Consider the following 25,078-nt stretch of genomic DNA (forward strand, 5'->3'; position numbering starts at 1 on the left):
CACGTTACCCTTGATTCAGTGAAGACCAGTTGCTGTGCAGTACTCGTTCTAACTCTAGTGCACTTTTTTGAACAGCGTCTTGAGCAACGGCCAAAGTTTTCTTACCACCTTCGAAATCAGATGCGGTTAAATCGAAAACAGTACTGTAAGTATCAGCACAGGTTTCGAAAGCACGGCTTCGTGGAATCGTCGCCATCATCACCTGATCACCAAGGAGGTAGTTCATTTCCGTCAATACAGAGACTTGCTTTTTGTTGTCGTCTTCAAACATCGTTGGCATCAGTCGAACGAACTCAAGACCTTTCCAATCTTCAGGGAACATCTCATAAACAGTCGGCAAATGTTGGAAGAAGTTAACCGTTGATGCCCAGTCAAGACGCTTTGCTGCACACGGAATAAGTAGTGCATTTGAAGCGTACATTGCATTCCAAACCAATGGGTCAACGTGAGGACCTGTATCTATCATGATGACGTCAAAGTCATCGGCAATTTTGTCGATTAGCTTTTCTTTTAATAGCTTAACAATATCTAGAGATTGGTTTTGAGACAGGTTTTGCCACGCTTCAGCGTTGAACATCGCATCTTCAGGGAATGCAGAGACCGTCTTCAAATTCGGGTACTGGGTTGGTAGTAGGACGTTACGACGTAAGAAATCGATGTCGATATCGGTCCCTTCGGGAACATTTTCTAACATAACATCAACTGCAGAATAAATGTTCTCGTGATCCGCGACACTGATTTGTGGGTTTAAGAACAAACGAAGTGACCCTTGAGGGTCTAGGTCAATAAGACAAATGCGGTAGCGTTTATCTAGATTAAGTGCCAAACAAGCAGCGAGATGTACCGCACTCATTGACTTACCTGTACCACCTTTCTGGTTTTGTACGTTGATAATCCACGGCTTATTGTTAACGCTCTGCTTGCGCTCATGAAACTTAGGCACGCCTGCAGCGTCCATAAGCATGTGCGCTTCTTGAAGAGAAATAGAATAATGGTTGGCATTGTTTTTAGTGAACTGGTGCCCCCCCTCTTCCATTTTACTGATTGCATCATCCAATTTTCGGCGAGTAAGTCCTGATCGTGTTTCCATCATGGCTTTTGACATCGCAGGGAAGTGGTCATCACTACGTTCTTCTAATACGATTTCAATACGATCAGCTTGAACTTGCTGAGTTTGCTCAGCAAGCTGGTAGAGATTATCTATTGTTTGTTCTCTTTTCATACCTAGTTCCAACCAAGTAACCTATTTATTTATGTACAGCAATATCGTACATTCTCACAAAAAAGCTGTCCATACATCTACTGAGATTATTTGCATTAATTTGACCAATATCTAGCTCTATGATGAATATTTGCGCAAAGTGTTTTCAAAAAGCACCAATTTCTATGCTTATAACTCGCCTCAAACTCTACTACTTTAAAAGTGTTACCGCGTCACTCATTTACAATGTAAAGTAAACTATTCCCGGAACGATACTGAAAGACGGATAAATTACGGATAGTGTGACTTTGATTCATCCTAATGACCGATAATTCTCTATTTAAACGCGGCCACCTTGGATTCAACTTTCCACTTTGCAAGCAATTCGCCTACTCAGGAACGATGATCAAGGAAACACCATGATCATCGTTTCGGGACCAACGGCGATTGTGAAAGCATGATCAAGGTTCATAGCTATGAACCGGCAAGCTAAACTTGAGTGCACTTCAGATCAAAACTCTCGGAACAATGATCAAGAGACAAAACCTTCCGGAAGCATGTAAATATCTAGCTAAATTACGGCTCAAGTCCCACGAACACTGGGATCAATGCGGATTTAAGTATCAAACCGCTGCAGAGCGATTCACATTGGCGATAAAGGGTGGGTTTCTTGATCATCGTTCCGCCTGTTTGTAAAAGAGCGCCAGTGAACGTATTTTCCTTGTGACAAAAACCAATAGCAAAAACATGACTCTTTCTTGTTCTAAATGACGAAATCATAAGCAAAATGAGTTACCTTGATCATGCTTTCGTGGAAAATAACGCCTATCTTGCTGAGAGGTAAGGCATGATACACACAGCTTTTCTACTTTTTCTGTGGATAACTTGTATCTAATTCTTGATCATTGATCCGCAGCAATGATGATCACACTTTCTATACCGTCATGATCATTCATTCGATAGCCTTTGATCATGCTTTCAAAAAATGATGATCATCGTTTCGTTAATGCTATGATCATCTTTCCGAAGTAAGCTCTTATCTATTTTTTATATATCAAATACTTACAAGAAGAAAATCTTCCAGATCATATGATCACTTAATCATTTAAGATCAGTTTAATCATTAAGATCAGTTTTTTATCTAACAATATAAATAGCGCTTTATTTATGATCTAAATTTCATTATTCTATGGAACAATGTCGATTTTACGGATAGTGTGATCTAGATCCAACCATGAGCAGTGAAGAAAAAATCCAGATCCGATCCCCTAGGGATCACAAAGGCGGACACCTTTTTGAAGTGACGGAAACATCCGTTGATTGGATAGAACAATATCAGCACTTTAAAGGGGTAACCAAAAGCATTCTTGAGCTTTTGAATCTTATTTCACTGCGTGGTTTCAGTTCTAAAGACGGCTATGTATCAACAACTGAGTTAATTGATGCTACCGATGGAAAATTGACTCGAGCCGCCATTCAGCAACGCTTAAGAGCCGCAGTCAATATCGGACTATTTAGCCAGCACGGTGTCAAATTTGAAGAGGGATTAGCGGGAAAGACGATGCTGCATCGCTTTGTTAACCCGAATCAACTTGTGTCCGTTTTGGGCGCTACGAGTTTGGTCACCGAATCGGTGAAACAATCTGAAAAACAGAAGAAATCTAAAGCGTTAGCTCAAACTCAAGTGAACAAACGTTTGTTAAACGAACATGGTTTGTATACGCCACCAGCCATGCGTGACGAAGCAGACCAGTTCGTGGTATCGCCAACAAACTGGGCTGGTATTATCGACCAAGCGCTCGCACCACCTCGCACTCGCAAGAGTTATCAAAAATCCATGGTATCGATCTCAGGGACGAAAGCCGTTATTGAAACTCGCTCGTCAAAAAATATCATGACGGTCGATGATCTGATGACGCTGTTCGCGTTATTTACCCTAACAGTCCAATACCACGATCATCATCATGAAGAGTATCATTTGGACGCCAAACAGGTGCCCAATAAGACACCTTTGTATATCACAGACATACTGTCTCTGCGTGGCAAGAAGGACAGTGGCCCGGCTCGAGACTCTATTCGTGACAGCATTGATCGAATTGAATTTACAGACTTTCAATTACATGAGCTAACAGGCCGTTGGCTTAGTGAAAATATGCCTGAAGGCTTCAAAAGTGATCGTTTTCGATTTTTAGCAAGAACGATCACCGCCTCAGAAGAAGCGCCTCGTGAAGGTGCTGATGGTGAGATCAAGATCAAACCCAATCTCTACATTTTGGTATGGGAGCCATCGTTCTACGAAGAGCTTTTAACGAGAGACTATTTCTTCCTGTTCCCACCAGAGATCCTAAAACAGCATACCTTGGTCTTCCAGTTGTACTCTTACTTCCGTAGCCGTATGGCTCGTCGTCACACAGATTCTTTGCTTCTGTCTGATCTTAATCAGAAGCTAGCGAGGAATATCGAGTGGCGCCGTTTTTCGATGGATCTATTACGTGAACTAAAAAACCTGGCTGAGAGCGTGACGTCTCCGACTCAATTCGATGTCAATCTTTGGGGCTATCATCTGACATTGAGCTGTATGGATCCTGATGCCAAGTTACCTGACTATCAAGTTGATATCCGCTGTGACGTTGAAGAGGTACTTCGCTACTCCCGCGCCAGGACGACCAATGCGGGTAAACGCAATATGGCGCCTACTCTACCGAACCCACTGCGCAACGAGCTGGTCACACGCAAACAACTGGATGAACTGTCGACGATCATTGATGGCGAGTTTGAGCCGATCCAGCGCAAAGCGCCTTCCCCACGTGGGAATTTGGGACGTCGAGTGAAGCAAAGAAAGCACTTGGTTGAGATCAATGCTGACGAAATTACCATTACGTTATCCAAATATACCTCACCAGAGGCCCTAGAACGCGGTATAACGGCGTTGTCTGCTATGACCGGGCATTCTGTTGCATCTATCAAACAAGAGTGTTCTGAGCTCATGGAGAAGCTCGATTGGCTTCGTGTTGATGGTGATGTCATACCTTATGAAGTTCTAAGCCAGGTCGTTGAGCTGTATAACTCTCGACAAGAAAACAAACACCTGTCTATTGAGCGTCTCATTTCCGCGCTAGCAGTGCGCAAGAAGGTGTGTAAGCAAGTCTACGAGGGCCATATCGATGAGTCGGTGTTCCGAGTACTTGATGAGGTGTCTGTTTAATGACGGACACGCTCTGTAATATTTTTTTACATAGCATGCTGGGATTTGTTGGTATTAACACATAACGCTGACAGTCTACTGACATAATGGCCAGGTTCGCTGGCTATTATTTATCCCGAATAGACAACCTTTTGTCCTTTCTAATGAAATAAGTAGATTGGCTCATATTGTTACATTCATTCTGATATATTTTTTGGCGAGTTCTTTTGGACTCGCTTTTTTTTGTCAAAAATTCGTCGATATGAATGCATACGCATTTGGCTGTAAGCCAATACTGATAAGGGAAAGAGAGAGAAAAGTAGATCTCGATCAAGTTACTTTTTCGAGGCGGAATCCCCTAAATGTAATGCCACAAAAATCGAATTTCAAAGTTTATAAACTCCTTCCCGAGACTTCTGTTTAGAATTTCCATCCCAATCACATTCTGACTCAGTTTTTCTTAACAACAATTTTGTCGTTTGCTACAGATTAGGTGTCCAGACATGGTTCTTTCAGGAGGTAACAATGTCCATTAATTCAATCGACCATGACCAAATGACATCTATTACAAACAAGTGGGATCACTCTGAAGAGATACAAGAGGAAACCCGTCCTGCTAAACAAGCTAAATCAGCGGAAGCAAGACGTCGCATTGAAGCATTACGTGAAATCAGAGAAAGTGGTCTAACCCTCGAAGAAGCAAAAGAGTTGGGGTTAATTCACTAATCAGCGATACGCTGAGATGGAGTAAACAGTAGGGTGGCGTATGCCACCCTTAGTATTTTTTGCGCCTTGTATATCCTTCCTAAGCCGACAGCGGCTTTCATTTGAGTTTGAGACTCTAACGGTGATATATTCGGTAGCCTTGCCAACACTAACCGATGAAGAACCATGTCATACAATCTTTCACTGCTTCCCCCTTCAGAAAAAAACAAGGTTGAGCTAGATAAACAGGCTTCCTTTGTCGTTTGGCAAATGAGGGAAGCGAAAGCCGGTCCAGAAGCGATTCGCGAGCAGCTAGAACGAATCCAAGATGAGACTGAGAAGGCATGGTTTGAAGCGTGTGTCGACAAATACAAGAAGATGATGGGTGTGATGTAACAGTCCCATCGTGGCTTAGAATTGAATTGTGGCGACGATTTGCTAAAATCCTCCGCGTTAAATTGAATTAGAGAGAACATCCCAATGGGAAGAAGTTTTGAAGTGCGCAAAGCCTCGATGGCGAAGACACAAGGCGCAAAAATTAAAGTTTATTCCAAGTACGGTAAAGAGATTTACGTTGCTGCTAAAAACGGTGGTGCCGATCCTGAAATGAACTTATCGCTTAAGCACCTGATTGCTAAAGCAAAGAAAGATCAAGTTCCAGCACACGTTATTGATAAAGCGCTAGACAAAGCGAATGGCGGCGGCGGTGAAGATTACCAGCCAGCACGTTACGAAGGCTTTGGTCCTGGTGGTGTTAGCGTGATCGTTGACTGTCTAACAGACAACGGCAACCGTACGTTCCAAGATGTTCGTCAATGCTTTGTTAAAACTGGCGCGAAAATCGGTAGCCCAGGCACCGTTGCTCACATGTTTGATCACCAAGCGGTATTCCAATTCAAGGGTGATGATGAAGAGTCAGTACTTGAAGCGCTAATGATGGCAGACGTTGATGTTACTGACATTGAGCTTGAAGACGGCGTAATCACGGTATTCGCACCTAACACTGAGTTCTTCAAAGCGAAAACAGCGTTGAACGCAGAGTATCCAGATTTAACGCTAGACGTTGAAGAGATCACCTTCGTACCACAGACACATACGGCGATTGCTGGTGAAGATTCTGAGAAGTTTCAGAAGTTCCTAGACATGCTTGATGACTGTGATGATGTACAACAGGTCTATCATAACGCAGAGCAATAATTAGGTTTCACCCCTAATGAATGATTAATAAAGAGCCAACGTATGTTGGCTCTTTTTGGTATCGCTATCTTGGTCAAATTTCCCAGCATCTCCCCTCTACCGAATGTGTTGTTGCTAACACTTTTATCAACTTCTTCTGCACCATGCGCAAGAAATTTCTTACTGTATTAATAGTCAGACAATAGGCTAATAAAGCGGAAAGCTACCTTAATAAAATGGACAGGATAAACACTATGATCAACGGTGGTCACAACGTGTTGGCTCGTCACGATCGCAAGCCAGCAATAGGTGTCATTTTGCCGATGTTGAGCGGTTTTTACATGGGAGAGATCACCAGTACCCTAAGAGCGTATGGTGCCGATAAGGGCGTAAACCTTATCTTTTACCGTGTAGGACACAAACGTGATTTTGATTTACCGTTCGCGTTAGACCATGTCGATGGCTTAATCATAGTACTGCATGCTGCCGCCAATTCTTTGGTAGAACAAGCGGTTGCAAAGGGTATTCCAGTTGTCTCTGTAGCGGCTAGCTACGCTCCTTTGGCTGTAGAATCATTCTCGAGTGACCAAAAAAGTGGCGTATGTGCGCTGTATGATCACCTCGCATCTCTGGGGCATTCTAATATAGGGTTCTGCGGCGATTTGTCGGTTAATGACGTTAGAATGCGTTTTAAGGCGTTTCAGGCGCGAGCAGAATCGCATGGTAGGGCCATCGGACGTACGCAAATACTCAACGTGAGCAGTAACGCGCTGCAAGGTGGGCGTGAAGCCTATGAACGTTATTGGAATCAGGGTTCACCTTGTACGGCAATTATCTGTGCCACTGACCATATCGCGGTGGGTTTGATGGAGCGGCTTGGCGAAAATGGTATCTCGGTGCCTGAGCAAGTTGCCGTGGTTGGCATTGACAATATCTTCATGGGAGAGAGAACTGAGCCAAAGCTCACCACTGTGGATCAGCAATTAGAGCGTTTATCGATAGCGGCAGCAGAGCGACTAACGGCAAGAATTGCGGGCGCTCGCTACTCTAGTGACGTTTGCTCGATTGAGCAGTTGATGGTAGTTCGAGACTCTTGTGGTTCAGATTCGTCGTCGATTAATCCTGAGTTTGGTATACGAAAGCAGCTACTTAGCCATACTGAGCGATCGCCAGCGGAGCTGCACGAGACCTTATATTCTCAGGGTCAATCGGGCTTTTCATCGATTGTGAATGCCAGTTGTTTATTTGATACCTCAGTGGCTTGGGCGGTTTGTGGTGCGAAAGCCAATTCAGAGAGTTGTATTACTGCCTACTCACACACCAATGGACGTCAGCTTTACCATTGTGAGCAGGGAATCCACTTCCCTACCGAAGCGTTTCCACAGAGCTCTTTGTATACCTTTCCAGAAGCCTTCGTTATGACACTATTGTGTGTGACCGACAGGCATGATCGGCATACCGAAGTGATGGCGGTTGTTGAATCCATCGAAGAGACGCCAGATCTAGCGAAGATCTCTAGCTACAACAATTATTTGGATATGCTAGCGCTGTTTTTAGAGCGTGATCTTCTCCTGCACAGTTCACAGAGTCGAGCGCAAGTATCCACGGATCTGGCGAATCAATTGCAAGTGGTTAGCCACTCTTCTAATGATGTGATTTGGGATTGGGATCTGATCTCTGATGAGCTAGTTTGGAGTAGTCGTTGGAATGATATTCTTAAGCTCAATGACGGAGATTCAACCACGTTGACCAGTCAGTGCTTTTTTGACTTGGTTCACCCGGATGATCTTGGCAAGCTTGAAAACCAACTCCTTGCCCATCTTGATAAAGAGACGCCATTCAAATCACAATTTCGACTGCGCAGAACCGACGGAGTCTACGTTTGGCTCTCTTCCACCGGGCGCGTCATCAAAGATAAATTTGGTCGTCCGGTGCGCTTTTTGGGGGCAATGACCGATATTACAGAGCAAAAACGTTCCGCCGATAAGATTCGCCAGCTTGCCTACCATGATCCGCTCACAGGACTTGCGAATCGACGTATGATGACTGAGCGTTTGAAGGCGCATATTCGCGATAAGAATGAACAGCCGCTCGCTTTGATGTTGATGGACCTCAATCGCTTCAAGTTTGTAAATGATACCTATGGTCACGATGTCGGAGATGCGTTGTTGCTGCACGTATCAAAACAGCTCAATCAGGTGGTACGAAAGAACGACCTCATTGCCCGTTTTGGTGGTGATGAGTTTCTCTTGATGTGTGATGTCGAGACATCGGGTCAAGCCCTAGAGCTTGCTAGTCGCATACTTCGCGCGGTAGAGAAGCCGTTTTGTGTTGGAGATAATGAGTTCAACACTCAGGGAAGCCTTGGTATTGCGTTCTATCCGTTTGATGCGGTCTCTGCAGAAGAGTTAGTCAAAAAGGCCGATATCGCTATGTATCGCGCTAAGCGCTCTAAGAGTCGCAAGGCGGCCCTTTACGATACCCAACTAGAGCGAGAGAGCCAGCAACTGCTGAGTGTCGAGCAGAAACTGCGACGCGTTCTGGCGAATGATAAACTCGAGGTTTGGTATCAGTCTATACATGATCAAGAGAGTGGAGCTGTGACTGGCTTAGAAGCGCTGGCGCGTTGGCAGGACGAGGATGGCGAATACGTTTCACCACAGCTCTTTATAGGTGTCGCAGAAGAGTCCGGGTTGATCGTGAAGCTCAGTGAGATCGTGTTGACCAAGGTGTGTGAAGATCTCGCCGATAAGCGTATAGACAGTGCGCTCTCTGTCTCGATTAATATCAGTTCAAGCCTGTTGTCTCGCCCTCATTTTGCTATCGAGTTCGTACAAAAGATCTTTTCTTATGATCTCTCTCCGACACAGTTTACTGTCGAGATCACCGAAAGCATCGCCCTTAATGATTTTGAACAGTGTTTGCGGGCATTAAATGCGCTTAAGGCTGCAGGTGTGCGCATCTCGTTGGATGATTTTGGGACAGGCTATTCGTCTTTATCCATGCTCAAACAATTACCACTTGACGAAGTGAAGATTGACCGCAGTTTTATTCGCGACTTGGGCAGTGATTTAGCCCACAATGCCTTAGTGGAGTCAGTCATCACCATGGCTCACGCATTTGGATACGATGTGGTTGCTGAAGGTGTGGAATGCGAGAAGCAATACGCGCGATTGAAAGAGATGAACTGCGATATGTATCAAGGGTATTGGTTTGCTAAGCCAAAGCCTTTATCCGTAGTGAAAACAAAGCGCTTGAGCCACGCCGTATAGACAAAAATACGAAAGCATGATCAAGGTATTGCCTTGATCATGCTTTCTAGCCCTTGATGGTTTTAGGTTGGCAGCACCAAGCTGCGAATGCTCTTATCTTTGGCAGTACCGTCAGATTCAACAGCAGCGCGCAAGGCCAGGCTATTAGAAAACTCTTCACCCACGTTTCAGGCCAGTCGGCGCTGAATCCCATTTTGTATCCCGAGATGATTCCCGACATCATCATTGCCATGGTCAATGAGGATAGTAGGGCGGTTAACCAAAACTGTTTTCTACTCATTCTCTGTCTCCTTCGGTTGTCTTTTTGATGAGAAAAGTATAAACCTAGTCATATATAGAAAAAATACGGTTATTTAGGATTGTGGATTCCATATTTGGATACATTGATGATGTTTACTTATTCTGCAAGGTTGTAGAGGAAGGCTCTGTATTAAGAGCTGCCGCAAGCTTGGGTTTGCCTCAATCAACGGTATCAAGACGCATCACTTCTCTTGAGTCAAAGCTCGGTCTGCGTCTTCTAGAAAAGCGTGGGCGTGAATTAGCTCCGACAGAACTAGGTCAAATGGCATTCGAACAGTTGAGCAGTGGAATTGAGCAAGTTGAGATAGGGCTCAACAATATTACCGAGAAAACGGATTTAGTGGCGGGTCACGTCCGGTTAGCGGTACCACATAGCTTTTACCACGCATTTATCGCACCTGTCGTCGAGGAATACTTGAAGTCCTATCCCAAGGTGCATGTGGATCTCGCGTTAAACCACGATCAAGCCAAGCCTAAAACGGATCGAGAGCTCCTTATAACCTTCGACACTTCAGAAATGGATGAATTGATAGCTAGACCACTGTTTACAGCGAAGCACGGTTTCTTTGCGAGTAAAGAATACCTCAGTTCTAACCCAATTATTGATGATCTCGAAAGGCTCAAACGTGCCGACTGGCTGACGATCGATGATAGTCGCGAGATTGTGGTCTACCAACAAGGAAAAGAGGTAGATACCATCAACCTTAAACCACGATTGATCGTTAACGATATTCAGGCGCTAGTTGATTCGGTTGGTCGAGGTCTAGGTGTGGCTTCACTGCCGCTACGTCACGCGGCAAGCAACTCAAATTTGATTCATATTCTACCTGAGTACTATCGTAGTGACCGCCAAGCCTTTTTGGTGTACAAAGATAGAAAATACCAACCTAAAGCCGTAAAAGCCTTGGTGGAAGCGATATTAGCGACCGCTCAAAATATGGATGCGGCGGTAAATCCAAACACAAGCAACAAGGAGCCGACATGAAAGTAAGTTTTATTGGACTGGGCGTTATGGGATACCCGATGGCAGGGCATCTAGTCAAAGCGGGTTTTGACGTCAGCGTTTTTAACCGTACGACAGAGAAAGCGCAGCGCTGGGCCAATGAATACGCAGGTCAATACGCAGAAACCGTTGCTGAGTGTGTGAAAGACGCAGATGTGGTCGCTGTTTGTGTCGGTAACGATGATGATGTGCGTCAGATGACGAACGCTGAGCAAGGTGCTATCGCGGCGATGAAGCAGGGCGCGATTCTCGTTGACCATACCACGACCTCTGCAAGCCTAGCCGAAGAGCTTGGTAAGGCGTGTGAGGAGGCTGGGATTCGCTTTATGGATGCGCCAGTATCCGGTGGACAAGCCGGTGCTGAGAATGGTGTGCTGACTATTATGTGTGGTGGTGATGAAGCCGTATTCAATGACTTACAATCTGTGTTTGGTGCGTACGGGAAATCGTCAGTGTTGATGGGTACTGTTGGCCAAGGACAACGCGCTAAGATGGTAAACCAAGTGTGTATTGCTGGCGTGTTGACGGGTCTGTCCGAAGGTCTATTGCTCGCTCAAAAAAGCGGACTGGATATCCCTGCCCTTGTCGATTGCTTGAAGAATGGCGCTGCAGGTTCTTGGCAGATGGAAAATCGTGCCAAGACCATGGACCAAGACAAATACGACTTTGGCTTTGCGATCGATTGGATGATCAAAGACCTAGGTTTCTGTTTAGATGAAGCGGAAAAGCAAGGCATAACGCTGCCGCTAACAGAGCAGTCCATTGAGCGCTACAAGCAGTTGTCATTAGATGGGGAAGGGCGCTCCGATACGTCTGTGCTCTTCAAAGCGGTACGACAAGACGCTGAAAAATAATCTTTACAGTGTAAATGGCGAGCGCTGAAGTCGCTCGCCACTTTTTGTTCTATTCGACTTATTCTATTCGACAGCGGTCGCAGCGTTTCTTACCGGTAAGAATGCCAGAAATTGTGTAGCGGTTTCTGGCAAATTTGATGTACACCCAATCACAAATCGGACGAAACAATGGCCAGCGCGTAAATGCGTACCAATGGCCGTGACCGACCAAGCTCCATGCTTGGTACGTGACGTCTAACCCAAGCAGAAGCGCTCCATTTTTATCGTAGGCATGCAGCCTTTCGGAGGCTGCAGCTTGGTCTATGTTGGGGTAGTCGAAAAACGCATCAGAGAAAATGTCCACCAGCTTGATAACGTCTTCACTGTCGTGTTTTTTGAGCGCTGTCATCTCTTTAACACACAATGGGCATTGCCCATCATAGAACAGGGTCAATTTGGTCGACATTTTCACCTCAGTAATTAGCTGTTTTCCTCTGATTTAATGTTTAGTACTTGCTTCCAGTTGTAATCGATCTCTTCAAAGGTTGCGATGCACTTGTCTTTTTGTTCATCACGATACTCATCTTCGATTTCATCGAGTAAATCCTTGTGCGCATCAGGATCGCTGCCATACACCAAACACAAAGTGGCAAAATAGCGTTGTAAATCAAAGCTGTGTTCACCGATGTACTCATAGAAATCGTAATAGTCTGGTCTGTCGTCTGATTCAAACGCGAACATATCGGCGGCGCTTATGGTCGCATCGGCACCTTGGTCTACGTAGTTAAGCATGATGACCGCGGCAAAGTTGTCTACTGCATCTTCCTCTTTACCAAGAATCGGAATGCCTTGGTCGGCGACATAAGCATGTCCAGCCTCGTGCAAAAGAGTGTGAAGCAAGGTATCTACCGCGCCATCTTTGGCTGGCTTTCCAAACCGCTTCTCGTAGTCGTTTTTAGTGAAATACTCGAGGGAGTCATTGTAAAACGCATACGGCATGTGAACGGTATGAGTAGAAGGGTCGTAAAGAGGGCCATCGTCGCCACCATAGCTAATTGTGAGCTCGCTATTGAACGGGAAGTAATGGTTCGATAAGTCTGCGACGAGTTCGTTTGCCCCACTTTGCTCAATAGCTTGGCGAGCCGATTGCTCAGCGCCAGACTCGGGTTCCTCGTAATTAACGTTGATTTTTGCATTTGCAGAGGTTGCTGCCAGCAGAGACATTATTAGTGCAATAGAGGCTGTCCGTATCACTGTTGTTCACCTTATTATCTGTATTTATTAGTTAAATTAGTCGAACGTAGCGCATTGTGCTACTATGCCGCCTTAATCAGTGTAGTTACTCTTTTTATCTTAGACACATTATGTGTATTTAAGACCTCAAAACACCCAGTTATCAAATACATAGGCTGGAGTGTCAAAGTGCCGAAGCTTCCTCGGCAATCAAAAAGCAGTGGATAAAGAAAACAAGGCCGTTTGGTGATTTTGCTTTGATCGCCATCTATCCTATTTTTACTACACTAAAATATCGAATCGATACCTCATTAAGGAAGATGAGCGATACAGCAAAAAAAGAGGTTATATGAACAACACCATCTCTGTTGGCACGTTAGAATCTTTTTTGATCGCAATCAGCGTTCTTTTTCTTGGGCACTTAATCAATAGTAAGTTGCCGGTTCTTCGCAAGTACAATATCCCAGAACCCATTGTAGGTGGCTTGATTGTCGCCATCATCATCACAGTACTGCACTTTAACGGCATCAATTTAGAGTTCTCTCTCCCACTGCAGAAAACCTTTATGTTGATGTTTTTTGCCACTGTTGGTTTGGCTGCCAATTATACGCAGCTGATGAAAGGTGGTGCGAAGGTGTTTATATTCTTGGGTGTTGCGTCTGTCTATATCGTGATACAAAACAGTGTTGGCGTCGGTCTAGCCAGTTTGCTTGGCTTAGAGCCTTTGATGGGACTGATAGCGGGCTCTATTACCCTTTCTGGTGGTCACGGTACGGGCGCGGCTTGGTCACAAACCATTACAGAAACGTACGGTATTGCCAACACTCTTGAAATTGCAATGGCATCGGCGACGTTTGGTTTAATTATCGGCGGTATTATTGGTAGCCCTGTAGCCCAGAGGCTGATTGATAAGAATGATTTTGAATCAGAATATGGCCGTGGTAACGATACACACGAGCGTTTCCCTGAGCTGGTAACTTATAACGAGTATGAACGCGACCGTGTTACCGCCAAGAAGGTGGTAGAAGTTCTATTTATCCTGCTCATTTGCGTAACAGGTGCGAAGTACCTGCATGAATGGGTCAGTACCTTTGAGATCTCTTGGTTGATGATTCCAGATTTCGTTTACGCACTGTTTATTGGTGTCTTCATCACAAACATCTGTGAGGTGACTAAGAGTTATAAAGTGGATGCTGAAACAGTAGATATTCTAGGTACCGTTTCTTTGTCGCTCTTCTTAGCAATGGCACTTATGAGTCTGCAACTGTGGAATATTTTTGACCTTGCAATTCCTTTCCTCGTCATCCTTGGCGTGCAGTCTATCGTTCTTGCTTTCTTCGCTTACTACGTGACATTTAGGGTAATGGGCAAGAACTACGACGGAGCGGTCATTGCTGGCGGTCATTGTGGTTTCGGGCTTGGCGCAACGCCAACAGCCGTAATGAACATGGGTTCAATTGTGAATCGATTTGGTCCTTCACCGCAGGCTTTCATGGTAGTCCCAATCGTTGGTGCGTTCTTTATCGATATCGTAAACCTCATCATCCTACAAGGGTTTATAACCGTCATCGGCTAACCTCAACCAAAGTTGTATAAAGTCTCGTTTTAACGAGACTTTTTTTTCGTTTTTGAGACAAACGCAAAACAGTTACTAATATAGTTTTAATTGGTGATCTAATCTGTTAAACAGGATGTAGGCAGGAAGTAGAGCTCACTTTTAAAACAAGCAAAACAATGGGTGAGCAATTAAAGGAATTCACATGCGTCTGTCGTGCTGTCGGGCGGTTCAAGGAGTAGAACATGAGTGTGTTTACATTACATGGCTTAGCGCAAGTTTCAGGTACATTAGTTGTTGATGCCAACGGGCAGTTGGTGGTCCTCCCTCTAGGAGCAGATCCTCGACCTGGTGATGTGGTTATCCGCGTCCTCGATAATGAAGAGGTGGGAGATGATATAAACATTGAGCTAGTCCAAGAAGATGGTTCGGTTGAGGACATCGAACTCGATGCCGATGCTGAGGCTATTATCGCTCAGATTGAAGGTGGCGAAGACCCGACTCAAAATGAAGAACAAGCGACTGCGGCAGGACAGATTTCTGGCTCAAGTTTAACTCTCACTGGTGCGGTTGCTCGCGATGGCGAGGAGGTTATTGCTGCAACTCAGTTCGATACTTCTGCTCTCGAAGCGCAGGGGCTAACTACCACACAATCGCTCACGCTACTTCAGTTTCTCACCAACACTAACCCCACTATTACGTCTGATGAGTTGATTGGATTCTCCGTAGAATCAGGAAACAATCAAGACGGCAGCACTTTTGACGGTACCCCCTCTCTATCTGGCCAACTATCTGCTTCGGATGTTGAGTTTGCAGCAGACACTCTTACTTGGGAGGTGCTCTCATCACCCGAGAACCTTTCTGATTACGGGACGTTTACACTCGATTCTGACGGACAATGGAGCTTCGAGCTGAGCAATGACTCTGAGGCTGTTGATGCGCTGAATGTAGATGATGTCGTGCCACTTGTGTTCAACGTACAGGTGACAGATCCACTGTCAGGTAGCACGCAACAACAAATAGTTATCACTATATCGGGTACCAACGATAAACCTATCATCAGTGAAGAGAGTGCGCTTTCTGGCCTGGTAGAAGAGGCTGGTCATCTTGATGATGGAACTCCAACAGAGGGTATCTCACAGGTAAGCGGTCAGGTAGCGGCAACCGATGTGGATTCTGAACCAGAGTCACTGACATGGAGTCTATCTGGTGATGCAGACACGACCTATGGTGAGTTTTCGATTACCGAACAAGGTGTCTGGACCTATAAGCTAGCCAATTCAGGTGAAGAGTTCAGTGATGCACAACGCGCAGCAGTGGATGCACTCAAAGAAGGAGAAGTGATCCCACTTACCTTCAAAGTCAAAGTTACCGATGACCAAGGTGTCAGTGTTGAAGAAACGGTTACCGTCACGATTAACGGCACCAACGATGTACCGGTATTAGATGCTAATCTCCCGGTCAGCGGCGATGTGCGTGAGTCAGGTAGCTTTGATGATGGAACTGAGGATGTAGGTGTACCCACTGCAAGTGGTCAACTCTCCGCGACAGACGTTGATTCTAGCACTCTCACTTGGAGCACAGTTGGTGATGTATCCAATTCGTACGGTACATTCAGCATCACCGAGAACGGTTTGTGGACCTTTACGTTAGACAATGCAGCTGCGGCTGTAGAAGGGTTAAACGAAGGTGACGAAATCCCATTGACCTTTACTGTTCAAGTAGAAGACGAACAAGGTGGCACGGTTTCTCAACAAGTCAGCATTGTAATCAATGGGACTAACGACGCGCCTGTTATCACAGGTGGGGACTATTCTGGTGAGGTCGAAGAGGCTGGTGCTGACACTGAGGGTACAGGTACTGCAACGGGGCAGATAATTGCTAGCGATGTGGATAGTGCTCAGGGTGCGCTTAATTATGCTATTAGTGGTAGCAGCCCGTTTGGTGACATCGAAATCGATGAAAACGGTCAGTGGACATTCACTCTTGATAATAGTGCCGATGTTACTCAGTCTCTTAACAATGGCGACTCTGAAGTTGTTGAGTATACGGTTATCGTCACTGATGACTTCGGAGCAATTGATGAACAGACGATCAGTATCACGATACAAGGTACCAACGACGCTCCCGTTCTAGATTCTGATCTTCCTATTAGCGGTGATGTTCGTGAATCGGGTAGTTTTGACGATGGCTCAGAGGATGTTAGTGCTCCTAGCGCGAGTGGTCAACTCTCTGCAACGGATGTAGATTCCAGTACTCTCACTTGGAGTGCAGTTGGTGATGTATCCAATTCATATGGGACATTCAGCATTACAGACAGTGGTCTGTGGACCTTTACGCTAGACAATGAAGCAGCCGCTGTAGACGGGTTAAACGAAGGCGATGAAATCCCTTTGACCTTTACTGTTCAAGTAGAAGACGAGCAGGGAGCGACCGTTTCTCAACAGATTAGCATTGTCATCAATGGAACTAACGACGCACCTGTCATTACGGGCGAGGACTTCTCTGGTGAGGTTAAAGAGGCGGGTGCTAAAACAGAGGGTACAAATACTGCCACTGGGCAGATAATCGCTACCGATGTGGACAGTGCTCAAGGCGCGCTTCAATACGCGATTAACGGTAGCAGCCCGTTTGGTGACATTGAAATTGATGAAGATGGTCAGTGGACGTTCACTCTCGATAATAGTGCAGATGTAACACAGTCTCTCGACAAAGGTGACGTAGAGGTTGTGGAGTACACGGTTGTTGTCACTGACGATTTTGGTGCTGTTGATGAACAGACGATCAGCATTACGATAAAGGGTACCAATGATGCACCTGACATTACGGGTGGTAAGTTCGCGGGCACCGTAAAAGAAGCGGGAGCAAACACCGAAGGCAAAGATACGGTTACGGGCCGTGTGGTCGCCAAAGATGTGGATGATACCCAAGATGAGCTAACCTATAGCGTCAAAGGCAACAGCCCGTATGGTGAGTTGACCATCGATGAGGATGGTAACTGGACCTTTGAGCTCGATAACGACGCGAAGGCGACACAAGCGCTGGATAGCGGCGACGAGGTCACGGCACTCTTTACCGTTGTGGTGAAAGACGACAATGGTGCAAAAGACGAGCAAGTTATCTCCATCGATATCAAAGGCACCAACGATGCCCCAGACATCGTGCGCGGTAAGTTCACCGGCACCGTGAAAGAAGCCGGTGCGAACACCGAAGGCAAAGATACGGTGACGGGCCGTGTGGTCGCCAAAGATGTGGATGACACCCAAGATGAGCTGACTTACAGCGTCAAAGGTAATAGCCCTTACGGCGAGTTGACCATCGATGAGGATGGTAACTGGACCTTTGAGCTTGATAACGATGCGAAGGCGACACAAGCGCTGGATAGCGGCGACGAGGTCACGGCACTCTTTACCGTTGTGGTGAAAGACGACAATGGCGCGAAAGACGAGCAAGTTATCTCCATCGACATCAAAGGTACCAACGATGCCCCAGACATCGTGCGCGGTAAGTTCTCGGGCACCGTGAAAGAAGCCGGTGCGAACACCGAAGGCAAAGATACGGTGACGGGCCGTGTGGTCGCTAAAGATGTGGATGACACCCAAGATGAGCTGACTTACAGCGTCAAAGGTAACAGCCCTTACGGCGAGTTGACCATCGATGAGGATGGTAACTGGACCTTTGAACTCGATAACGACGCGAAGGCGACACAAGCGCTGGATAGCGGCGACGAGGTCACGGCACTCTTTACCGTTGTGGTGAAAGACGACAATGGCGCGAAAGACGAGCAAGTTATCTCCATTGACATCAAGGGCACCAACGATGCGCCAGATATCGTGCGTGGTAAGTTCACGGGCACTGTAAAAGAAGCTGGTGCGAACACCGAAGGCAAAGACACGGTGACGGGTCGTGTGGTCGCGAAAGATGTGGATGACACGCAAGATGAGCTAACCTACAGCGTCAAAGGTAACAGCCCTTACGGCGATTTGACCATCGATGAGGATGGTAACTGGACCTTTGAGCTCGATAACGATGCGAAGGCGACACAAGCGCTGGATAGCGGCGACGAGGTCACGGCACTCTTTACCGTTGTGGTGAAAGACGACAATGGCGCGAAAGATGAGCAAGTTATCTCCATCGACATCAAAGGCACCAACGATGCCCCAGACATCGTGCGTGGTAAGTTCTCGGGCACTGTAAAAGAAGCGGGTGAGAACACCGAAGGCAAAGATACGGTGACGGGCCGTGTGGTCGCTAAAGATGTGGATGACACCCAAGATGAGCTGACTTACAGCGTCAAAGGCAATAGCCCTTACGGTGAGTTGACCATCGATGAGGATGGTAACTGGACCTTTGAGCTTGATAACGACGCGAAGGCCACACAAGCGCTGGATAGCGGCGACGAGGTCACGGCACTCTTCACCGTTGTGGTGAAAGACGACAATGGCGCGAAAGATGAGCAAGTTATCTCCATCGACATTAAGGGCACCAACGATGCGCCAGATATCGTGCGCGGTAAGTTCTCGGGCACCGTGAAAGAAGCCGGTGCGAACACCGAGGGCAAAGATACGGTGACGGGCCGTGTGGTCGCCAAAGATGTGGATGACACGCATGATGAGCTGACTTACAGCGTCAAAGGTAACAGCCCTTACGGCGATTTGACCATCGATGAGGATGGTAACTGGACCTTTGAGCTTGATAACGACGCGAAGGCGACACAAGCGCTGGATAACGGCGATGAGGTCACGGCACTCTTTACCGTTGTGGTGAAAGACGACAATGGCGCGAAAGACGAGCAAGTTATCTCCATTGACATCAAAGGCACCAATGATGCCCCAGACATCGTGCGTGGTAAGTTCACGGGCACCGTGAAAGAAGCCGGTGCGAACACCGAAGGCAAAGACACGGTGACGGGTCGTGTGGTCGCGAAAGATGTGGATGACACGCAAGATGATCTGATCTACAGCGTCAAGGGCAATAGCCCATACGGTGAGCTGAGCATCGATGAGGATGGTAACTGGACCTTTGAGCTCGATAACGACGCGAAGGCAACACAAGCGCTGGATAGCGGCGACGAGGTCACGGCACTCTTTACCGTTGTGGTGAAAGACGACAATGGCGCGAAAGACGAGCAAGTTATCTCCATTGACATCAAAGGTACCAACGATGCCCCAGACATCGTGCGCGGTAAGTTCTCGGGCACCGTGAAAGAAGCCGGTGCGAACACCGAGGGCAAAGACACGGTGACAGGCCGTGTGGTCGCTAAAGATGTGGATGACACCCAAGATGAGCTGACTTACAGCGTCAAAGGTAACAGCCCTTACGGTGATTTAACCATCGATGAGGATGGTAACTGGACCTTTGAACTTGATAACGATGCGAAGGCGACGCAGAAACTCGACAACGGCGACTTGGAAACGGCTGTCTTCACTGTCGTGGTGAAAGACGACAATGGCGTGAAAGACGAGCAAGTTATCTCCATCGACATCAAAGGCACCAACGATGCTCCAGATATTGTGCGTGGCAAATTCACTGGTGAAGTGACCGAAGCAGGTACTAACAGCGCTGGCCGCGATACTGTTTCTGGTCGCATCGTCGCTAAAGACATCGATGATACTAAAGAGCAGTTAGAATACAGCATTCAAGGAAGTAGCCCACTTGGGGAGCTTACCATTAATGATGCGGGTAAGTGGACATTCACGCTGGACAATGAGGCGGCCAATTACCTGGGGGAAGGTGATGTTGAGACTATCCAATACACGGTTATTGTGACAGACGATAACGGCGCGACAGATGAGCAAGTCATTACTATCGATGTCAAAGGTACTAATGATGATCCAATCATTGACTTAGATGGTAGCGCAGACGGAACGGGTTATTCAGCACTGTTCACCGAGGGTGATGAGCCTATCATGGTTGTCGACAATGATCTGGTGGTGACTGACGATGTCGATCTTATTTCAAAAGCAGAAATAAAACTTACCAACCCTCAATTGAATGATGCGTTGACCCATGTAGGTACACTGCCTAATGGTCTTAGTGTCTCTACGGCAACTGTGGGTGGAGCGATAGTTCTCACCATTTCAGGCCAAGGCTCTGCAGAGGATTATGAGCTAGCGCTCAAACAGATCCAATTCAACAATACCAGTGAAGATCCAAATGACATTGACCGTGTCATCGAAATATCGGTGTTTGATGATCAAAACGTCGAGTCCAATGTCGCAACATCAACGATAACTGTTGTTCCAGTCAATGATCTTCCCGAATCTGAGGACTTTAGCTTCGTTATTAATGACAACGATCCGACTCCGGTTGTGTTTGATTCAGGAGCGGCGCCTATTGATGGAGTGGACAGTGGTGTAGGTGATGATCATATTTCTGACGTAGAAGATGATATTAATAACCAGCAAGTGCTGGTAACTATCACTGAACTTCCGACAGGAGGAAAGCTATTCTATGACGGCGATGAGATAACTCAAGCGCACGTCGAAAACGGCGATACTTTCGATCCTACGAAGATTACCTACGAACCGAGTGAAGAAGCTCAAGGCTTCATCCTTGGTTCCAAGGTGATTCCGACTGAAAGTGATTTAGAAAGCTCTCGAGAGGAATTCTACAACTGGGGGAATGAGGTCGACGGTAAGAACCGCGTCTTAGAGCTCGCCAATGGCGATGAAATCACCATTAGCTCCAATAAAGGCAAGCTCACTCAGTATCGCGGAGATGTGCAAGACAACCATGTTGGTCATGGGTTGGGTATTGGTGGCGGTCAAGGGATAAACGAAGGTGAACAGCTCACTATTGATTTTTCTTCTCGTCCCGCCACGCATGTAGAGTTAGGTCTCGATGGCATGGGCGGGTATTTCTACAGCGGACTTGATAATGATAATGAGTCTGCTGTGACAATCGAAGTCATGCTAAGTGATGGCTCAACGGTGGAGTACGTACCCGATTTTCAAAAGGATAGTTCAGGAAACAATGAACTCTTCCATGCACTCAGCTTTTCTGTAGAGGACTTATCCGGTGTTGATGAGGGTGTGCTGATCACTGGAATCAGTGTCGGTACTTCTGGACCTGGCAACTGGGAGCTAAGATATCTTGATACAGCACTCAATGATAGCTTCAAGTACAAAGCGGTAGATAGTGATGAAGCACTGAGCGAAGAGTCTGTGGTTACTATCATTGACGAAAGGGATAACAACGCCGCACCTACGCTTGATTTAGACCTAAGTGCCGATGGTACTGGTTTTGATACCTTGTTTACTGAGGGCGATGCGCCAATCAACGTGGTCGATGATGACATCACCATTTTTGATGAGAATAATGTCATTGGCTCTGCTGAAATCTTGTTCACGAACCCGAAAGACGGAGATACTTTCGAGGTTGCGAGTTTGCAAGATGGCGATTTCTTACTTAGCGGTCTTCAATATGGTTACGAGGTTATTGATGAGGGATTACCAACCGAGTCGATTAAGATCACGCTAACAGGAGAGGCGACTCCTGCGGACTATGAAGCAGCCATTCAGCTGATTAAGTTTGAAAACTCGAGTCAAAACCCAGACCAAACAAGTCGAGTTATCGAGATCACTACATTTGACGATAAATCACTTCCTTCAAATACCGCAGTGTCGACGATTGATGTCAGCTCCGTTGCGGACGTTGTTGTTTCTCCAGCAGAAGGTGATGAAGATACTAATATCGACCTGGCCATTGTATTACCAGCAGGTAGTGATGTATCTAAGGTAGTGATTTCTGGCATTCCGAGTGGAGCTAAGCTCTTTGATGACGGCACAGAGTTGACGTTTACGGGTGATTCTATTGAAGTATTGCCTTCACAACTTGCCAAACTGTCCATTTTGCCACCAGAGAACAGTGACGAAGACTTTGTTTTAGCTGTAGATGGTGTAGGTAGTGGCGGTGCTTCCGTCGAAATGCACGACCTTTCGGTCACTGTAAAACCTGTTACCGACATGCCGACGCTAACGGTATCGGGCGAACAAATCCTGTCGGCAATCAATTTCGAGAACGTCGATTTAGGTAATAGAAGCTGGAAAGGTAATATCGATGGGACTCAGCTTAGTGTCGATACCTCAGATGAGCTCAATCTGGGTGATTGGGGTGTTATTACCGATCGAGGAGAGGTTGGTAAAGAGCGCGTTTATATGGGCAGCGGCGGTGACAACCAGATTTTTGAAATCGAGGGTCGCCGTGGTCAAACTGACTCTCTGTTTACCGAGTTTGATGGAGAGGCGGGTCAGTTTTACGAGTTAAACTTTGATGCTGCAGCTAGACGAAATGACTCGCCAATGGACATCATATTGACGAAAGAGACCTCACCTGGTGTCTGGGAAGACGTTGAGGTGCTGAGGTCTTATTCTAACGGTGGCGAGCATGAGCTTGATGTAAGGCAATGGTCTCGCGATGAACAAGTGTTCTTCCAAATTCCTGATGATGGTAGCTACAGAGTCGTTTTTGAATCACCCGAGCAAAATAGCTACGGTGCTCTTCTAGACAATATCACGTTGTCTGCCACAGAAAATGTAGGTTACGAAGACTCCCTAATTGATTTGAGTGATATCAGTGCGGCTTTAACGGATGTAGACGGTTCAGAATCATTGACTCTGCAACTTTCTGGTCTTCCCGATGGGGCTACCCTTTGGTTGGATGGCAGTGAACTAACGGTCACTGGTGGCGTTGTAGAGCTGCCTACGGACGTTAGTTTGGAGAACCTTCAGGTAGTAGTGGCCGATCCAAATACGTACACGCTGACCGTCACAGCCACCTCATCTGAGGGAGATACGGAGCACCCAGTAGCCGACAAGTCGGTCGTTAAAACCATTAACCTCATTGTTCTAGATGTGAATGAAGCGAACAACACCCCTCCGGAAGTTGTAGATTTTGATGTATTTGCGGGAGATGACACGATACCGCTGCATTTCGCGGATTTTGCAACTGACATCGAGGATGATGCAAACAGCGACAAAGACACCTTAGTTGAAATCACAGAGCTGCCACAGTACGGGGAACTCTACGTTGAGGTTAATAATGGCGATGGTCGATTGTACCTTGAGGTTGGGGATACCGTTTTGGATAAAACAGTAATCCAATATGAGCTTAATAATGGTTTCTCTGCAAATGAAGATGGTTTCGATCCAAGTCTTTCTGCCTTACTTGAACAAAGTATCGAGATTACTGGTGGTATCTATACCGGAGCGCGCCCCGACCCTGACTCAATCTCAGCAGAACAGTTGGCAAACATCGCTTACGATGATAATGGCAACGACAAACATAGCGGTTTCTTTACTCAACAAACTGGTCAAAACGGGCAGGATAACGAAAACGGCAATGGTCGTAACACGGATGAAGGCGAGTATATTGCGGTGCGCTATACTGCTGGGAGTATGACTCATGCCAAGGTTACCCTGGCGAGTCTGACTGGCAATATCGTTCAAGGTAATGGAAATGCGCAGGCAGCGGTAATAACAGCGTTCCTATATCTTAATGGAGCTTATGTCGGTGCCCAGCAGCTTGACCCTGATACCGACTTGCATCCAGCCTCAGGCAACAGCTCTAAAGTCGCGACAATGGATATTCAATCTGAACAGCCTTTTGATGAGGTTAGGGTTGTGTTGACGAATGAAAACGGCAAAGGGTTTGTTCTACAAGGCTTTGAGGCAGTAGATACAGATGTTACCGATAGCTTCAAATATGAAGCGGTTGACGATGACGGCGCGCGAAGCAGTAGTGACGCTACGGTAACCATCAACATTTCACCTGAGGGTAACTTCACCGACTCTAATAACGATGAAGATTACGACTTCGCTGCGAAGGGCACAGAAACTTCTTATCTATACGGTACAGAAGGGGATGACTTGCTCATAGGTGGTGATGGCGATGACCTGCTAATTGGTGGTAAAGGTAGTGATACTCTTACAGGTGGTGAGGGTAACGATACCTTTAAGTGGACCGAAAGTGATTTAGACGGTCATCGCGATGTGATTACTGACTTCTCTAGGGAAAACGGTAACAATGATGTCATTGATCTTAAAGACTTGTTTGAAGAAACAGACTCACTGGATGATCTGCTAGCTGACAATACAATTGTTGTTTCAGAAGACAACGGTAGCACTTTGATTAATGTCGATAAAGGCAATGGCAAGTCGGTAACTATTGAACTTGAAGGCGTTGTTGGTGTTGATAATAATATGCTTAATAACATTTTGATTATTCAAGATAGCTAGTTGATAATATTTAAAAAAGCGACCTTCTGGGTCGCTTTTTTATTTTCTCTAAGTAGCCTTCTAGATTAAACACAATGGCTTATCTAGTGTTTGTTGTCTATTCCGTTCAATTCCTTTTCTAAATACGATTCCTGAACCATTAACCATAGTTGGATTGTCTCTCATAAGGCCGAGCTTGGCGGTAGTATCTGTGCCTCGCTACTGCGGTTAGATGCGTCTAAGGAAGAGCTTATCCCATCAGTGACGAACCAATATGCGCTCTAATGCTCATGTAGTTAAATTTGAAATGAGTAGAATAAATGAAATCAGAGTTTTTCCTTTAACTTCATAGAGTAACAATAGAATAAACAAAGATGAGCGGAAATCTACGATTCTCGA

13 protein-coding genes are annotated in these 25,078 nt (G+C 46.2%); 9 read left to right on the top strand and 4 right to left on the bottom strand.

Annotated elements, in window-relative coordinates:
* Positions 1-4 precede the first annotated feature (4 nt).
* Complete coding sequence (locus LY387_RS20075; RefSeq protein WP_234497623.1) at positions 5-1,222, bottom strand: AAA family ATPase; 1,218 nt, start codon at positions 1,220-1,222, stop codon at positions 5-7.
* A gap of 1,213 nt (positions 1,223-2,435) precedes the next feature.
* Between LY387_RS20075 and LY387_RS20080 the strand changes: the two genes are divergently transcribed.
* The 5 genes from LY387_RS20080 to LY387_RS20100 all read left to right on the top strand — a co-directional run bounded on the left by LY387_RS20080 (position 2,436) and on the right by LY387_RS20100 (position 9,538).
* Positions 2,436-4,406, top strand: coding sequence for a replication initiator protein RctB domain-containing protein (locus LY387_RS20080; RefSeq protein WP_234497624.1), 1,971 nt, complete (start codon positions 2,436-2,438; stop codon positions 4,404-4,406).
* Positions 4,407-4,910: 504 nt separating this feature from the next.
* Entirely contained in the window at positions 4,911-5,111 is a 201-nt protein-coding gene (locus LY387_RS20085) for a PA3496 family putative envelope integrity protein (protein ID WP_042474993.1), read from the top strand.
* A gap of 165 nt (positions 5,112-5,276) precedes the next feature.
* On the top strand, positions 5,277-5,486 hold the full coding sequence (locus LY387_RS20090) for a DUF3283 family protein (RefSeq protein ID WP_042474997.1): 210 nt from the start codon (positions 5,277-5,279) through the stop codon (positions 5,484-5,486).
* A gap of 84 nt (positions 5,487-5,570) precedes the next feature.
* On the top strand, positions 5,571-6,287 hold the full coding sequence (locus LY387_RS20095; RefSeq protein ID WP_234497625.1) for a YebC/PmpR family DNA-binding transcriptional regulator: 717 nt from the start codon (positions 5,571-5,573) through the stop codon (positions 6,285-6,287).
* Between the two features lie 233 nt (positions 6,288-6,520).
* Positions 6,521-9,538 carry an EAL domain-containing protein gene (locus tag LY387_RS20100; RefSeq protein WP_234497626.1) on the top strand — a complete coding sequence of 1,006 codons (3,018 nt, stop codon included), beginning with the start codon at positions 6,521-6,523 and terminating at the stop codon, positions 9,536-9,538.
* Positions 9,539-9,584: 46 nt separating this feature from the next.
* Here LY387_RS20100 and LY387_RS20105 read toward each other — a convergent pair whose 3' ends face one another.
* Positions 9,585-9,818 carry a DUF2798 domain-containing protein gene (locus LY387_RS20105; protein WP_128648135.1) on the bottom strand — a complete coding sequence of 78 codons (234 nt, stop codon included), beginning with the start codon at positions 9,816-9,818 and terminating at the stop codon, positions 9,585-9,587.
* An 81-nt stretch (positions 9,819-9,899) separates the two neighbouring features.
* On the opposite strand from LY387_RS20105, the gene LY387_RS20110 reads away from it, so the two are divergent.
* Positions 9,900-10,823, top strand: a complete 924-nt coding sequence (locus tag LY387_RS20110; RefSeq protein ID WP_234497627.1) for a LysR family transcriptional regulator — start codon at positions 9,900-9,902, stop codon at positions 10,821-10,823.
* Positions 10,820-11,695 (top strand): NAD(P)-dependent oxidoreductase, encoded by an 876-nt coding sequence (locus LY387_RS20115; protein WP_234497628.1) that lies wholly within the window; start codon positions 10,820-10,822, stop codon positions 11,693-11,695. Before LY387_RS20110 ends, LY387_RS20115 begins: the two co-directional genes overlap by 4 nt.
* Before the next feature lie 58 nt (positions 11,696-11,753).
* On the opposite strand, the gene LY387_RS20120 is transcribed toward LY387_RS20115, so the two are convergent.
* Positions 11,754-12,140, bottom strand: a complete 387-nt coding sequence (locus tag LY387_RS20120; RefSeq protein WP_234497629.1) for a thiol-disulfide oxidoreductase DCC family protein — start codon at positions 12,138-12,140, stop codon at positions 11,754-11,756.
* A 14-nt stretch (positions 12,141-12,154) separates the two neighbouring features.
* On the bottom strand, positions 12,155-12,898 hold the full coding sequence (locus tag LY387_RS20125) for a DUF4344 domain-containing metallopeptidase (RefSeq protein WP_234497794.1): 744 nt from the start codon (positions 12,896-12,898) through the stop codon (positions 12,155-12,157).
* Between the two features lie 358 nt (positions 12,899-13,256).
* Here LY387_RS20125 and gltS point away from each other — a divergent pair, with 358 nt between their 5' ends.
* Positions 13,257-14,483 carry a sodium/glutamate symporter gene (gltS, locus tag LY387_RS20130; RefSeq protein ID WP_234497630.1) on the top strand — a complete coding sequence of 409 codons (1,227 nt, stop codon included), beginning with the start codon at positions 13,257-13,259 and terminating at the stop codon, positions 14,481-14,483.
* Between the two features lie 224 nt (positions 14,484-14,707).
* A complete protein-coding gene (locus LY387_RS27220; protein WP_326492009.1) occupies positions 14,708-24,700 on the top strand; it encodes a VCBS domain-containing protein in 9,993 nt (3,330 codons plus the stop codon).
* Positions 24,701-25,078 lie beyond the last annotated feature (378 nt).

Source organism: Vibrio maritimus (assembly GCF_021441885.1).
GTDB classification, from domain to species: domain Bacteria; phylum Pseudomonadota; class Gammaproteobacteria; order Enterobacterales; family Vibrionaceae; genus Vibrio; species Vibrio maritimus_B.

What these genes read in the sequence shown, in the direction of transcription:
- gltS (WP_234497630.1), top strand. Translation starts at nt 13,257, where the DNA reads ATGAACAACACCATCTCTGTTGGCACGTTAGAATCTTTTTTGATCGCA.
- LY387_RS20120 (WP_234497629.1), bottom strand. Translation starts at nt 12,140, where the DNA reads ATGTCGACCAAATTGACCCTGTTCTATGATGGGCAATGCCCATTGTGT.
- LY387_RS20075 (WP_234497623.1), bottom strand. Translation starts at nt 1,222, where the DNA reads ATGAAAAGAGAACAAACAATAGATAATCTCTACCAGCTTGCTGAGCAA.
- LY387_RS20125 (WP_234497794.1), bottom strand. Translation starts at nt 12,898, where the DNA reads ATGTCTCTGCTGGCAGCAACCTCTGCAAATGCAAAAATCAACGTTAAT.
- LY387_RS20115 (WP_234497628.1), top strand. Translation starts at nt 10,820, where the DNA reads ATGAAAGTAAGTTTTATTGGACTGGGCGTTATGGGATACCCGATGGCA.
- LY387_RS20085 (WP_042474993.1), top strand. Translation starts at nt 4,911, where the DNA reads ATGTCCATTAATTCAATCGACCATGACCAAATGACATCTATTACAAAC.
- LY387_RS20090 (WP_042474997.1), top strand. Translation starts at nt 5,277, where the DNA reads ATGTCATACAATCTTTCACTGCTTCCCCCTTCAGAAAAAAACAAGGTT.
- LY387_RS20095 (WP_234497625.1), top strand. Translation starts at nt 5,571, where the DNA reads ATGGGAAGAAGTTTTGAAGTGCGCAAAGCCTCGATGGCGAAGACACAA.
- LY387_RS20100 (WP_234497626.1), top strand. Translation starts at nt 6,521, where the DNA reads ATGATCAACGGTGGTCACAACGTGTTGGCTCGTCACGATCGCAAGCCA.
- LY387_RS27220 (WP_326492009.1), top strand. Translation starts at nt 14,708, where the DNA reads ATGAGTGTGTTTACATTACATGGCTTAGCGCAAGTTTCAGGTACATTA.
- LY387_RS20105 (WP_128648135.1), bottom strand. Translation starts at nt 9,818, where the DNA reads ATGAGTAGAAAACAGTTTTGGTTAACCGCCCTACTATCCTCATTGACC.
- LY387_RS20080 (WP_234497624.1), top strand. Translation starts at nt 2,436, where the DNA reads ATGAGCAGTGAAGAAAAAATCCAGATCCGATCCCCTAGGGATCACAAA.